The organism is Streptomyces yamdrokensis (assembly GCF_053890455.1).
Genome location: NZ_CM132679.1, coordinates 2,111,931 through 2,124,692, shown reverse-complemented (window position 1 = coordinate 2,124,692; position 12,762 = coordinate 2,111,931). Strand labels below are relative to the sequence as shown.

General features: G+C 72.8%; 12 protein-coding genes. 5 read left to right on the top strand and 7 right to left on the bottom strand.

Annotation, left to right across the window (positions count from 1 at the left end; translation table 11 throughout):
• Positions 1-3: 3 nt before the first annotated feature.
• Complete coding sequence (locus ACWZEH_RS08890) at positions 4-651, bottom strand: biliverdin-producing heme oxygenase (protein ID WP_456197201.1); 648 nt, start codon at positions 649-651, stop codon at positions 4-6.
• Positions 652-804: 153 nt separating this feature from the next.
• Positions 805-1,662 carry a type I methionyl aminopeptidase gene (map, locus tag ACWZEH_RS08885; protein WP_456197199.1) on the bottom strand — a complete coding sequence of 286 codons (858 nt, stop codon included), beginning with the start codon at positions 1,660-1,662 and terminating at the stop codon, positions 805-807.
• Positions 1,663-1,722: 60 nt separating this feature from the next.
• On the opposite strand from map, the gene ACWZEH_RS08880 reads away from it, so the two are divergent.
• The gene (locus tag ACWZEH_RS08880; RefSeq protein WP_257849387.1) at positions 1,723-1,959 is read left to right on the top strand and encodes a hypothetical protein; all 237 of its coding nucleotides are present in this window, start codon (positions 1,723-1,725) and stop codon (positions 1,957-1,959) included.
• A 31-nt stretch (positions 1,960-1,990) separates the two neighbouring features.
• Here the strand turns inward: ACWZEH_RS08880 and ACWZEH_RS08875 are convergent, their stop codons facing one another.
• On the bottom strand, positions 1,991-2,593 hold the full coding sequence (locus ACWZEH_RS08875) for a hypothetical protein (protein ID WP_456197197.1): 603 nt from the start codon (positions 2,591-2,593) through the stop codon (positions 1,991-1,993).
• Between the two features lie 147 nt (positions 2,594-2,740).
• Here ACWZEH_RS08875 and npdG point away from each other — a divergent pair, with 147 nt between their 5' ends.
• Both npdG and ACWZEH_RS08865 read left to right on the top strand, forming a co-directional pair.
• A complete protein-coding gene (gene npdG, locus ACWZEH_RS08870) occupies positions 2,741-3,475 on the top strand; it encodes an NADPH-dependent F420 reductase (RefSeq protein WP_456197195.1) in 735 nt (244 codons plus the stop codon).
• A gap of 56 nt (positions 3,476-3,531) precedes the next feature.
• A complete protein-coding gene (locus ACWZEH_RS08865) occupies positions 3,532-3,750 on the top strand; it encodes a hypothetical protein (RefSeq protein ID WP_456197193.1) in 219 nt (72 codons plus the stop codon).
• Between the two features lie 24 nt (positions 3,751-3,774).
• Here the strand turns inward: ACWZEH_RS08865 and ACWZEH_RS08860 are convergent, their stop codons facing one another.
• Positions 3,775-4,575 (bottom strand): site-2 protease family protein, encoded by an 801-nt coding sequence (locus tag ACWZEH_RS08860; RefSeq protein ID WP_456197191.1) that lies wholly within the window; start codon positions 4,573-4,575, stop codon positions 3,775-3,777.
• Between the two features lie 256 nt (positions 4,576-4,831).
• On the opposite strand from ACWZEH_RS08860, the gene ACWZEH_RS08855 reads away from it, so the two are divergent.
• A complete protein-coding gene (locus ACWZEH_RS08855; protein WP_456197189.1) occupies positions 4,832-8,215 on the top strand; it encodes an ATP-binding protein in 3,384 nt (1,127 codons plus the stop codon).
• Positions 8,216-8,249: 34 nt separating this feature from the next.
• Here the strand turns inward: ACWZEH_RS08855 and ACWZEH_RS08850 are convergent, their stop codons facing one another.
• The 3 genes from ACWZEH_RS08850 to panB form a co-directional block, all read right to left on the bottom strand.
• On the bottom strand, positions 8,250-9,170 hold the full coding sequence (locus tag ACWZEH_RS08850; RefSeq protein ID WP_456197187.1) for an ABC transporter permease: 921 nt from the start codon (positions 9,168-9,170) through the stop codon (positions 8,250-8,252).
• A complete protein-coding gene (locus ACWZEH_RS08845; RefSeq protein ID WP_456197185.1) occupies positions 9,167-10,192 on the bottom strand; it encodes an ATP-binding cassette domain-containing protein in 1,026 nt (341 codons plus the stop codon). The genes ACWZEH_RS08850 and ACWZEH_RS08845 overlap by 4 nt, the downstream gene beginning before the upstream one ends.
• A gap of 255 nt (positions 10,193-10,447) precedes the next feature.
• Entirely contained in the window at positions 10,448-11,323 is an 876-nt protein-coding gene (gene panB / locus ACWZEH_RS08840; RefSeq protein WP_456197183.1) for a 3-methyl-2-oxobutanoate hydroxymethyltransferase, read from the bottom strand.
• A 355-nt stretch (positions 11,324-11,678) separates the two neighbouring features.
• Here panB and ACWZEH_RS08835 point away from each other — a divergent pair, with 355 nt between their 5' ends.
• Complete coding sequence (locus ACWZEH_RS08835) at positions 11,679-12,734, top strand: endonuclease/exonuclease/phosphatase family protein (protein WP_456197181.1); 1,056 nt, start codon at positions 11,679-11,681, stop codon at positions 12,732-12,734.
• Positions 12,735-12,762: the final 28 nt, after the last annotated feature.

The following is a 12,762-nucleotide window of genomic DNA, read 5'->3' as shown; positions in this document are numbered from 1 at the left end:
GCGTCACGCCGACAGCGGGAACTCCTCGCCCAGGGCGCGGAAGACGGCGGTGTTCAGGGCGAAGGCCCGCTTGCACTCGGTGATGACGCGCTGCTTCTCCAGGTCGTCCGCCCGGACGCCGTCGAGCAGTTCGCGGTACTCGCGCTTGAACGCGGCCGGGTTGGATATCCCCTCGAAGACGTAGAAGCGGACGCCGTCGCCCTTCTTCGGGAAGCCCCAGGTGCGCTCCGCCCTGTCGCGGATGATCTGGCCGCCGGAGAGGTCGCCGAGGTAGCGGGTGTAGTGGTGGGCGATGTAGCCGGCCGGCCACTCGGCCGCGCAGTGCGCGACGCGCTCCGCGTACGCCCGCGTGGCGGACAGCGCCGTCAGCGTCGCGCGCCAGTCGGGGCCGCGCAGGTGGGCCAGGTCCCGCTCCAGGGAGGGCAGGCGCAGCAACTCCGGGCGGACGAACGGGCCGGCCACCGGGTCCGACGCCAGTCGCCGCGTGCTGGACTCCAGCGCCTCGTAGACGAACCACAGCTGCTCGGTGTAGCGCGCGTACGCGTCCATGCCCAGCCGGCCGCCGAGCAGGTCGCTCATGAACGTCGAGGTCTCCGCCTCCACGTGCTGCTCGTGCGAGGCGGTGCGGATGAGGGTCGAGAAGGAGTCCATGAGTCCAGATCTTTTACGGTTAGGCTTGCCTAAGTCAATACCTTGCCGACGGCTCGTCGGTATCCCGTCGGTGACTCCCTACCCCGTTGTGGAACGACGAAAGCCCGCCCTCCGAAAGAGGGCGGGCCCAAGGGGGAGGGGCTTCGGGTCCGGCTACGGCAGGGTCAGGATGTCCGCGCCGGTGTCCGTCACCACCAGGGTGTGCTCGAACTGGGCCGTCCGCCTGCGGTCCTTCGTCACGACCGTCCAGCCGTCGTCCCACATGTCGTACTCGTGCGTGCCCAGCGTCAGCATCGGCTCGATCGTGAACGTCATGCCCGGCTGGATGACCGTCGTCGCGTGCGGACTGTCGTAGTGCGGGACGATCAGCCCGGAGTGGAACGCGGTGCTGATGCCGTGCCCGGTGAAGTCCCGGACCACGCCGTAGCCGAAGCGCTTGGCGTACGACTCGATGACCCGGCCGATGATGTTGATCTGCCGGCCCGGCCTGACGGCCCTGATCGCCCGGTTCAGCGACTCCCGGGTGCGTTCCACCAGGAGCCGGCTCTCCTCGTCCACGTCGCCCACCAGGTACGTGGCGTTGTTGTCGCCGTGCACCCCGCCGATGTACGCCGTCACGTCCAGGTTGACGATGTCGCCGTCGCGCAGCACCGTCGAGTCCGGGATGCCGTGGCAGATCACCTCGTTGACCGACGTGCACAGCGACTTGGGGAAGCCGCGGTAACCGAGCGTCGACGGGTACGCGCCGTGGTCGCACATGTACGCGTGCGCCACCCGGTCCAGCTCGTCGGTGGTCACGCCGGGTGCGATGAGCTTGGCGGCCTCCGCCATCGCCCGCGCCGCGATCCGCCCGGCGGTCCGCATCGCCTCCACGGTCTCGGGGGTCTGCACCTCCGGCCCGGTGTACGGCGTGGGAGCGGGCTTCCCGACGTACTCGGGTCGGCGGATGTTTCCGGGTACGGAACGGGTGGGAGACAGTTCCCCTGGGATGAGCAGCGACTGGCCAGACATGGCGGCGAGTCTAATTCAGTGTCCACGGGGCACCGTCTTCCGTGGCGAGAGGAGCCGGTCATGCCCCTGTTCAAGAAGCGGACGGTCGGAAAGCCGGGCGAGTGGTACTACTGCCTGGAACACCAGAAGGTCGAGGAGGGTCCGGACTGTCCCAACAAGGACCGCTTCGGGCCCTACACGAGCCGCACCGAGGCCGAGCACGCCATGGCGACGGCCCGCGAGCGCAACCTCCAGTGGGAGAACGACCCCAAGTGGCACGACGCCGCCGAGGGGGACGGCGGACGCGGCGACGCCTGACCGGCCGACCCCGCGGGCGGGCCCGCTTTGGCTACCAGCGGGCCGGGGGCGGGGCCGTCAGGAGGTCGGCCAGGCGTGACACGCGGTCCCGGAAGGGGCGGCGGCCCCGCGACGGCGGCAGGGTGTTCTCCCCGGCCGCCGCGCCGACCAGGTGCTGCACGGTGTCCAGGTCCAGCTCGGCGCCGTCCGGGACGGCCAGCGTCTCGTGGGCCAGCGCGGGCAGGTCGCCGTCGCCGGGGCCCAGGGACAGCAGCGTCGCGCCGGCCCGGCGGGCGTCCGACACCCGCTCCAGCAGCGGGGCCGCGGGCTCCCCGGGCGCCACCACCAGCAGCGTCTCGCCCCGTCGCGCCGCCTCCAGCCGTCCGAGCCCCACCGCCAGGTGCGCGGGATCCGAAGGGCGCGCGTCGTGCCGTACGAGCGTCGGGGCCAGCTCCGGTGTGCCCGACCAGGCGGCCTCGTCCACCAGATGTGCCGCCAGGTGCCACGGCTCGTACTCCCGCGTGCCCACGAGCAGCAGCCCGCCCCCGTGCGACACCACCGATCCCCGCAGCGCCCCCGCGAACCGCCGGGTGGCCCCCAGCCACTCGGTCCCGGCGAGCACGTCCCGCAGCAGCGCGACCCGTACGGCATCCATGGGCCCCACCCTGCCCCGGCCGGGCCCCGGGCATCCGGTGTTCGCCTCCGGATCACCCGACCGAGGGGATGGCGGGCGGTGCGGTGACGGGACCCACGTGGACCCGCCGAGCCGGAAACTGCTTCCCCGCGCCCGTAGAGTCGGGCCATGACCTCCAGTACTCCCAGCGACAGCGCACAGCAGCCCCGGAACGCCCCCGCGAAGGCGCCCGCCAAGGACCCCTGGGACCTGCCCGACGTCTCCGGGCTCGTCGTCGGCGTGCTCGGCGGCACCGGACCGCAGGGCAAGGGCCTCGCCTTCCGGCTCGCCAGGGCCGGCCAGAAGGTGATCATCGGCTCGCGCGCCGCCGAACGCGCGCAGGCCGCCGCCGAGGAGCTCGGCCACGGCGTCGAGGGCGCCGACAACGCCGGGACCGCCCGCCGCAGCGACATCGTGATCGTCGCCGTGCCCTGGGACGGCCACGGCAAGACGCTCGAAAGCCTGCGCGAGGAACTGGCCGGCAAGCTCGTCGTCGACTGCGTCAACCCGCTCGGCTTCGACAAGCAGGGCGCCTACGCGCTCAAGCCCGAGGAGGGCAGCGCCGCCCAGCAGGCCGCCGCCCTCCTTCCGGACTCCCGGGTCACCGCCGCCTTCCACCACCTGTCCGCGGTCCTGCTCCAGGACCCGGAGACCGACATGATCGACACCGACGTGATGGTGCTCGGCGAGGTCCGCGCCGACGTGGAGATCGTGCAGGCCCTCGCCGGACGCATTCCGGGCATGCGCGGCATCTTCGCCGGGCGGCTGCGCAACGCCCACCAGGTGGAGTCCCTGGTCGCCAACCTGATCTCCGTCAACCGCCGCTACAAGGCACACGCAGGGCTCCGCGTCACGGACGTGTGACCCCATGGGGGACACTGGTCGGCGAAGCAGTGTCCCCCGACAGGAGCCCAGCCGCCATGCCCCGCCTCGCTCTCTACGCCCTCACCGTCTGCCTCCTCGCCGTCGCCGCGGCCGTCGTCTCCTTCGTGCAGGGCAGTTGGCTGGGCGTCGTCTGGATCCTGCTCGTGGGGCTGTCGTCCAACATGACCTGGTACTACGTGCGGCGGGGGAAGATCGAGCGGGAGGCCGAGAGGGCGGCGCGGGCACCTCGGGCCGACGGCCCCGCCACGGGCTGAGTCACACGTCGCCGTCCGGCCCCGTCACGCGGCGACCGCGCAGAACTCGTTCTCCCCCTGCCAGAAGCGGAACAGCTCCAGGCCGCAGTACGTCTCCACCTCGTGGATGCCCAGGGCCGACAGGACCGAGTCGACCACCTCGAAGAACACGCCGTTGACCGCCGGCACCCAGAGCAGGGCGAACACGAACAGCAGGCCGAACGGCGCGAACGGCTCCACCTGCCGCCGCAGGCCCGGGGACAGCCAGGGCTCGAGCACGCCGTAGCCGTCCAGGCCGGGCACCGGCAGGAAGTTCAGGATCGCCGCCGTCACCTGGAGCAGCGCCAGGAACGCCAGAGCGAACCGGAAGTGGACCGGCACCCCGTCCAGCGCGCCCAGCCAGAACGGTGCCGTGCACACGAGCGCGAACAGGACGTTCGTCAGCGGGCCCGCCGCCGAGATCAGGCTGTGCCGCCAGCGCCCCCGGATCCGGTGCCGCTCGATGAACACCGCCCCGCCCGGGAGGCCGATCCCGCCCATGATGACGAACAGCACCGGGAGCACGATGCTGAGCAGGGCGTGGGTGTACTTCGCGGGATTCAGCGTGAGGTAGCCCTTCGCGCCGATCGAGATGTCGCCGCTGTGCAGCGCCGTGCGGGCGTGCGCGTACTCGTGCAGGCACAGCGAGACGATCCAGGCGGCCGTCACGAACAGGAACACGGCCACACCGGGCTGGTTCGCGAACCCGGTCCAGGTGGCCCATCCCGTGACCGCCGTGACGGCCAGGATGCCCAGGAACACCGGGCTGATCCGCCGGTCGCCGGCGCGGGTGGTGGCGGTGGTCATGGGGCTCCCTGGGCTGACTGTCGGGCCACGGCCCGTCGGGCACACGCCCGCCGGGCACGAGGCGAAACGAGCGGCACGCCCGGTACGGACTGCCCGACAGTACCGGGCGCACCCGGAAAACGTCTCGCGCCGGCCACCGGTTCCGGAGAGGGTGGGGGGCCATGGGGCACGGGGAGGAGTGGGGCGGCGGACGAACGGGGCCGCCGGCCCGCCCGCCCGACCCCGACTCGTGACCGCCCCCGGACCACCGGAGACAATGGACCCCGTGCGCTATCGCATCCTCGGCACCACCCAGGTACTCCGCCCCGACGGCACCGCCGTCCCCCTCGGCGGGGCGCGGCTGCGTGCGCTGCTCACCGTGCTCGCGCTGCGGGCCGGCCGTACGGTGCCGGTGCGTCACCTCGTCGACGAGGTGTGGGACGGCGAACCGCCGGCCGACGCGACGGGCGCGCTGCAGGCGCTGGTGGGGCGGCTGCGCCGGGCGCTCGGCGCGGACGCGGTGGCCTCCGAGGACGGCGGCTACCGTCTCACCGCCACGCCCGACGACGTCGACCTGCACCGGTTCGAGCGGCTGGCCGGCGAGGGCCTGCGCGCCCTGGCCGACGGGGACCCGGCCAAGGCGTGCCTCGTGCTGGACGACGCCCTCGCCCTGTGGCGCGGCCCCGCCCTCGCCGATCTGCCCGACCGCACCGGTGGGGCGGCCCGGGCCGGCGCCCGGCGCCTGGACGCCCTGCGCGCCCGGCACGGCGCGGCCCTGGCCCTCGGCGAGGGCGAGCGGTCGCTGCCCGAGCTGACCGCCCTGTGCGACAGCCACCCCCTCGACGAGCCCCTCCAGGTGCTGCGGCTGCGCGCCCTGCGGGACGCCGGCCGCACCGCCGAGGCACTGGCCGCCTACGAGGACGTGCGCCGACTGCTCGCCGACCGGCTCGGCTCCGACCCCGGTACCGAACTGCGTTGTCTGCACGCAGAGTTGCTGAGACCGAAAGAGATGCCGACGGCCGCATCGGCGCCACCGCCACCGCCACCGCCCCCGCGCAGGCCCGGCAGCCTGCGGGCCCGGCTGACCTCCTTCGTCGGCCGGGAGGCCGACATCGAGGCCATCCGGGACGATCTCGCCTCGGCCCGGCTGGTCACCCTGCTCGGGCCCGGCGGTGCCGGGAAGACCCGGCTGTCGCAGGAGGTCGCCGACGCCCTCCTGCGGGCGTCCGCCGCGCACGACGCGGCGCCCGCCGAGCACGACGGCACAGGGGAGGGCGCGGCCCGGGGCGGGCTCCTGGACCGCGTACGGGACGGCGTCCGGGTCGCCGAACTCGCTCCGGTCGACGACCCCGCCGGTGTCCCCGAAGCGGTCGTCACCGCCGTCGGCGCCCGCGAGACCGTGCTGTACGGCGCCGGCGCCGAGGGCATGCGGGCCGCCACCGAACGCGGCGACGACCCCGTGGACCGGCTCGCCGAACACTGCGGCAGGCGCCGCATGCTGCTCGTCCTGGACAACTGCGAGCACGTCGTGGATGCCGCCGCCCGGCTGGTCGAGACGCTCCTCGAACGCTGCCCCGGACTCACCGTGCTCGCCACCAGCCGTGAACCCCTCGGTGTCCCGGGGGAGTTGCTGCGTCCGGTGGAACCGCTGCCGGAACCGGTCGCGCTGCGGCTGCTCGCCGACCGCGGGGCCGCCGCCCGCCCCGGCTTCCGCGTCGACGACGACCCGAAGGCGTGTGCGGAGATCTGCCGCCGGCTCGACGGGCTGCCCCTGGCCATCGAACTCGCCGCAGCCCGGCTGCGGATGCTGACCCCGCGCCAGATCGCCGACCGGCTCGACGACCGCTTCCGGCTGCTCACCTCCGGCAGCCGCACCGTCCGGCCCCGCCAGCAGACCCTGCGGGCCGTCGTCGACTGGTCCTGGGACCTGCTCGACGCCGGTGAACGGGACGTCCTGCGGCGGCTGTCCGTCTTCGCGGGCGGCTGCGACCTGGCCGCCGCCGAGGCCGTGTGCGGGCCCGCCGTACTGGACGTGCTCGGCTCGCTCGTGGACAAGTCCCTGGTGGTGGCGGCCCCTTCGGGGGCAGGCGCCGGCAGGGGCGGTGACGAGATGCGCTACCGGCTGCTGGAGACGGTCGCCGAGTACGCGTCCGAACGGCTCGACGAGGCCGGAGCGCGGCCCGGCGCCGAACGCGCCCACCTCACGTACTTCCGCGAACTCGCCCGCACCACCGACCCCTTGCTGCGCGGCCCGGACCAGTTGGTGGCCATCGAGCGGCTGGAGCGGGAGTACGAGAACCTGCGTACCGCGCTGCGCCACGCCCTCGCCGCCCGCGACGAGCAGGAGGCGCTGTGCCTGACGCTGTCGCTGGCCTGGTACTGGCAGATGCGCGACCAGCGGACCGAGGCCCGCACCTGGTGCCGTGAGGTGATGGCGCTGGGGCCGGACCCGTTCGCCGAACCGGCCCGGCCCGTCCCGTCGTTGTGGCAGAGCTGCATCGCCGCCCCGCCGCCGATGACCGACGAGGTGCTCGCCGAGGCCCGGCGCGGAGTGCATCTGGCCCACATGGCCTGCATAGACACCGAGCTCGACGACTGGATGACACCGCAGGCGCAACACAGGCTGCGGGTCATCGCCGCGGCCTACGAACCCGGTCAGCCGCAGATCTGCCGCCCGCCCGGCGCCTTCTGGGCGTTCGCCCTGCTGCTGAACGGCGAGATGAACACCCTGCACAAGGTCGTCGACGCGGCCGTCCGCACCTGCCGGCAGACACCCGGCTTCGACTGGGAACTGGCCTCCAATCTGCATATGAGGGCCAACTTCCTCGCCAACCGCAGCGACTGGGCCGGCGACGCGCTGCGCGACGCCGACGAGGCCCTGGAGATCTACCGGCGGATCGGCGACGCCTGGGGTGCCGCCGAGGGCCTTGCCGCCCGCGCCGAGGCACGCGAACGCCGCGGCGAGTACGCGCTCGCCGCCGCCGACTACGAGGAGGCGATCCGGTACGCAGAACGCCTCGGCGCCCACGCCCAGACCACGGTGCTCACCGCCCGGCTGGGCGGCGTGCTGCTGGAGGCGGGCCAGGAGGAGCGCGGGGAGCGGCTGCTGCGCGGCATCATCGACCGGCGTGGCGGCGACGGACACGAACCGGCGCTGCCCGCCGCCCGGCTCTTTTTGACCGGATGCCTCGGCATGACCGGGCGCGTCGCCGAGGCGCGCGAGCAACTGCGCGCGCTGCGTGAGGAGTTCCGTATCGCGCACTATGCCGTCTTCGACGCCTTCATCCTCGGCGCCGAGGGCTGGCTCGACATCGCCGACGGACACGACGAACGGGCGCTGGGCACGATCCGCGCGGCGCTCGCACAGTCCAACAACCCGCTGACCCTGGCGATCGCCGTCCATATGCGGGCCTCGCACCTGACCATGGCCGCCATGGCCCTGGCCGGCGTGGACGGCGGACGGCACGCCCGCGACGCGGCCCGTTGCCTCGGTGCCGCCGACGCCTCCCTGCCGCCCCGTCACATCGCCGGGCGCATGGAGCGCGAGGTACGTGAACGGGCCGAGCGGCGGATCCGGGAGGTCCTCGGCGCCGCCGCGTACGCCGCCGCGTACGCGGAGGGCGGCCGCCTCTCCCCGGAGGAGGCCGCCGCCCTGGTCTGACCCGGCACACGGAGCCGGAAGACCGGCTTCCCGGTCAGCTCTTCGTACGGAACTTGTGGATCGCGACCGGTGCCATCACCGCCGTGATCCCCACCGACCAGGCCACCGTCAGCCACAGGTCGTGCGAGACCGGGCCGCCCACCATCAGGCCGCGCGCGGCGTCGGCCAGCGAGGACAGCGGGTTGACGTCGGTGAAGGTCTGCAGCCAGCCCGGCATCGACTGGGTCGGCGCGAAGATCGACGAACCGAACTGCAGCGGCATCAGCACCAGGAAGCCCATCGCCTGCACCGACTGCGCGCTCTTCATCGTCACACCCAGCGTGATGAAGATCCACATGAGGGCCGAGCCGAACAGCACGGACAGCCCCACGGCGGCGAACAGCCCCGGCCAGTGGGTGATGTCGAAGCCGACCAGGACACCGACGACCATGAGGATCGCGGTGGCGATCAGCATGCGCAGTATCTCGACCACGATCTTGGCGAACAGCACCGAGCCCCGGCCGATGGGCAGCGACCGGAAACGGTCCATGACACCCGTGTTGAAGTCCTGGTTGAAGCCGGTACCCACCCCCATGGCCATGTTCATGCCCATCATGGCCATCAGGCCGGGCACGATGTACTGCACGTACGCCTCCTGCCCGCCGCCCAGCGACTGCCCGATCGAGCCGCCGAAGACGTACACGAACAGCAGGGTGAACACGATCGGGAACAGCACGGCGTCGAACATCGACTCCGGGTCCTGCCGGATCCACAGCAGATTGCGGCGGACCAGCGCGCTGGTGTGCCGCAGATGGGAACGCAGCGGGATCCGGCCGTCCCCGGCGGCCACCCGAGCCGTACCGGCCCCATGGGCGGCACCGGCGGCACCGGCCGCCGCGGTCCCGCCGGCCGGGGTGACGTCGGTCTTCGGAGTCGTCGCGGCCGGCGCGGTCTTCGGGGACGTCGCGGAGCTCATGCGGCGGCCTCCTCGTGGGTCTCGGCGGGCACGGTGTCCTGCGGGGCACTGGCACGGTGGCCGGTGAGCGAGAGGAACACCTCGTCCAGGCTGGGCAGTTCGGTGGTGATGGAGGCGAGGGTCAGACCCCGCGCGGTGACGGCGCCGACCACCGCGGTCAGCTGCTCGTCGCTGAGGATCGGGACCAGGACGGCACCCCGCTCGGAGTCCACGGTGGTGGTGGCGAGCCCGGTGATGCCCAGCTCGTCGAGCGCGGCGGCGAGCGGACGCAGCTGGAGCGGATCGGCCGGGCGGATCCGCAGGGTACGGCCGCCGACCTTGGCCTTCAGCTCCTCGATGCCGCCGTTCGCGATGACCTTGCCGCGGTCCACGACGGTCAGCTCGGAGGCGAGCTGCTCGGCCTCCTCCATGTACTGGGTGGTCAGCAGCACGGTCACCCCGTCCCCGACCAGCCGCCTGACCTCCACCCACACCTCGTTGCGGGTGCGCGGGTCCAGGCCCGTGGTCGGCTCGTCGAGGAACAGCACCGCGGGCCGGCCGATCATCGACGCGGCCAGGTCCAGCCGGCGCCGCATGCCGCCGGAGTACGTGGCCGCCGGACGCCGGGCCGCCTCGGTGAGCGAGAACCGCTCCAGCAGCTCGTCGGCGCGGCCACGGGCCTCCTTGCGGGACAGGTCGAGCAGCCGGCCGATCAGATACAGGTTCTCCCAGCCGGCGAGCTTCTCGTCCACGGAGGCGTACTGCCCGGTCAGCCCGATCACCCTGCGCAGCTGCCGGGGCTGGCGGAGCACGTCGTACCCGGCAACGGTGGCCCCGCCGGAGGTCGGGGCGAGCAGGGTGGAAAGAACGCGCACGAGGGTGGTCTTGCCGGCGCCGTTCGGCCCGAGGACCCCCATCACGGTGCCCTCGCGCACATCCAGGTCGACACCGTCCAGTGCCCTGGTCTCGCCGTAGTGCTTGACCAGCCCCCGCACGGTGACGGCGTTGCCCGCGCCACCGGAGTCGTTGTCGTTTCGCGTCATGCCCCGACCCTGTCACCCCCCACCGACAAACCCCCGACAGCCGTCCGACAGAGGGCTGTCGGGCAACCGACACCTCCAACAACCCCGCGACGGCCACCGCAACCATCGATTGAGCAACCACGACGGTGAGTACCACTTCCGCGAAAGCGGCGCCGGTTCAGGCGCAGAAAGGGGACGGGCCCGCCGATTGGGGGAAGACCGGCGGGCCCGTCGGTGTGCGGCGATGGCTCAGCGGCAGCGCCACGGCAGCGTGGTTCAGTGAACGGAGTGCTCCTCCTGCGGGAACGTTCCGCCCACGACGTCCTCGGCGAACGCCTTCGCCGCGCCGCCCATGACCTCACGCAGGTTCGCGTACTGCTTCACGAACTTCGGCACCCTGCCCCCGGTCAGCCCGAGCATGTCGGTCCACACCAGCACCTGCGCGTCCGTCCCGGACCCCGCGCCGATCCCGACCGTGGGGATGTGCAGCGTCCGGGTCACCTCGGTGGCCAGCTCGGCCGGCACCAGCTCCAGGACGACGGCGAAGGCGCCCGCGTCCTGCACGGCCTTGGCGTCCCGCAGCAGCCGCTGCGCGGCCTCCTCGCCGCGCCCCTGGACGCGGTAGCCCATGGCGTTCACGGACTGGGGGGTGAGGCCGATGTGCGCCATGACCGGGATGCCGGACTCGACCAGCAGCTCGATCTGCCGGTGCGAGCGCTCGCCGCCCTCCAGCTTCACGGCGCCGGCCCCGGCCTCCTTGATCAGCCGGGTCGCCGAGCGCAGCGCCTGCACCGGGCCCTCCTGGTACGAGCCGAAGGGCAGGTCGGCGACGATCAGGGCGCGGCTCGTGCCGCGCACCACGGCCGCGGACAGCATGGTCATCTCGTCGAGGGTGACGGGGACGGTCGTCTCGTACCCGAGGTGGCAGTTGCCCGCGGAGTCGCCGACGAGCATGACCGGGATGCCGGCCTCGTCGAAGACGGACGCGGTCATCGCGTCGTAGGCGGTGAGCATGGGCCACTTCTCGCCGCGTTCCTTGGCGAGGGTGATGTCACGAACGGTGATACGGCGTGTGCCCTTCCCCCCGTACAGCGCCTTGCCGCCGTCGGAGGGGCGTGACCCTGAGGTCGGGGCAGCCGAAAGCTGCGTCATGGCACGGCTCCTAACACGTCATCTCGAGGCGCCCTGACGGCGTCCCCGGATCCTCTCCATGGTGGCACTTCGTGAGAGCCGGTGCCAGGGGTGGTCTCCGGCGGAAGGGCCGCCGCCGGAACGGTCACGGGCAGCTCCCCCTCGACAGGCCCGCCCCGTACGCCCCGCCCGCCGCAATGTGCGCGTTCCGTCACAGAGCGCGCTTTCCCCGATCCCACCCGGAACTCCCGGGACGGTTCCGCTCGTCCTCGCCTCCGTACGGCCGTCGACAGACGGCGGGAAGGACGCCGATCATCCCCTAGGGTCTACGCACACAGGGGGAGTCGGTGTGCACGGCAAGGTGTGAGGCGACGGTATGGCGCAGCAGGCGTACGTGACGGAGACGGACGACGGTGGCTCGGGGCCCGAGCAGCGCCGGACAACCGGGCTTCGGCGCCTGTGGGACCGCCTGACCAGAGGCTGGCGCGGGGACCCCCGCATCTGGCGCCGGGGCGTGGTCCTCGCCGTCTGCGCGGTGCTGCTCGCCCTCGTCATGGCGGCCCACGCCCGGATCCCCAACGTGGTCGGCAACCTGGGCAGTCTGCTCGAGACGTTCCTGCCGTGGCTGGGGCTGGCCATCCCGGTGCTCCTGGTACTGGCCCTGGTCCGCAGGTCCGCCACGGCGCTGATCGCGGTGCTGCTGCCGGCCGTCGTCTGGCTGAACCTCTTCGGCGGCCTGCTCGTCGACCGGACCGGTCCCGGCGGCGACCTCACGGTGGTCACGCACAACGTCAACGCCCAGAACCCCGACCCGTCCGGCACCGCCCGTGACGTCGCCGCCTCGGGGGCGGACGTGCTGGCCCTGGAGGAACTGAAGGCGTCGGCGGTCCCGACGTACGAGACGGCGCTGGCCTCGACGTACGAGTACCACGCGGTGGTCGGCACCGTCGGGCTGTGGAGCAAGTACCCGCTGAGCGACGTGGCGGCCGTCGACATCCGCCTCGGCTGGAAGCGCGCGATGCGGGCCACGGTGACGACTCCCGAGGCGCAGGTCGCCGTGTACGTCGCCCATCTCCCGTCCGTACGCGTGAAGCTGGAGGCCGGCTTCACCGCCCGCCAGCGCGACAAGAGCGCCGACGCCCTGGGCACGGCCATCGCGAGGGAGCCCCTGGAGAACGTCGTCCTGCTCGGCGACCTGAACGGCACGATGAACGACCGCGCCCTGAACGCCGTGACCTCACAGATGCGTTCCACCCAGGGAGCGGCGGGCAGCGGTTTCGGCTTCAGCTGGCCGGCGGCGTTCCCGATGGCGCGGATCGACCAGATCATGGTCAAGGGGGCCGAACCGGAGAGCTCGTGGTCGCTTCCCGAAACGGCGAGCGACCACCTCCCCGTCGCGGCCCGGGTGAGGATCGCGACGCCGGACGGCTGAGACCGCGGGGCGGCCCCGGGCGGCCCCG

What these genes read in the sequence shown, in the direction of transcription:
- ACWZEH_RS08860 (WP_456197191.1), bottom strand. Translation starts at nt 4,575, where the DNA reads ATGACCACCGCCACCACCCGCGCCGGCGACCGGCGGATCAGCCCGGTG.
- ACWZEH_RS08850 (WP_456197187.1), bottom strand. Translation starts at nt 9,170, where the DNA reads ATGAGCTCCGCGACGTCCCCGAAGACCGCGCCGGCCGCGACGACTCCG.
- ACWZEH_RS08835 (WP_456197181.1), top strand. Translation starts at nt 11,679, where the DNA reads ATGGCGCAGCAGGCGTACGTGACGGAGACGGACGACGGTGGCTCGGGG.
- ACWZEH_RS08845 (WP_456197185.1), bottom strand. Translation starts at nt 10,192, where the DNA reads ATGACGCGAAACGACAACGACTCCGGTGGCGCGGGCAACGCCGTCACC.
- ACWZEH_RS08890 (WP_456197201.1), bottom strand. Translation starts at nt 651, where the DNA reads ATGGACTCCTTCTCGACCCTCATCCGCACCGCCTCGCACGAGCAGCAC.
- panB (WP_456197183.1), bottom strand. Translation starts at nt 11,323, where the DNA reads ATGACGCAGCTTTCGGCTGCCCCGACCTCAGGGTCACGCCCCTCCGAC.
- ACWZEH_RS08865 (WP_456197193.1), top strand. Translation starts at nt 3,532, where the DNA reads ATGCCCCGCCTCGCTCTCTACGCCCTCACCGTCTGCCTCCTCGCCGTC.
- ACWZEH_RS08875 (WP_456197197.1), bottom strand. Translation starts at nt 2,593, where the DNA reads ATGGATGCCGTACGGGTCGCGCTGCTGCGGGACGTGCTCGCCGGGACC.
- npdG (WP_456197195.1), top strand. Translation starts at nt 2,741, where the DNA reads ATGACCTCCAGTACTCCCAGCGACAGCGCACAGCAGCCCCGGAACGCC.
- ACWZEH_RS08880 (WP_257849387.1), top strand. Translation starts at nt 1,723, where the DNA reads ATGCCCCTGTTCAAGAAGCGGACGGTCGGAAAGCCGGGCGAGTGGTAC.
- ACWZEH_RS08855 (WP_456197189.1), top strand. Translation starts at nt 4,832, where the DNA reads ATGGACCCCGTGCGCTATCGCATCCTCGGCACCACCCAGGTACTCCGC.
- map (WP_456197199.1), bottom strand. Translation starts at nt 1,662, where the DNA reads ATGTCTGGCCAGTCGCTGCTCATCCCAGGGGAACTGTCTCCCACCCGT.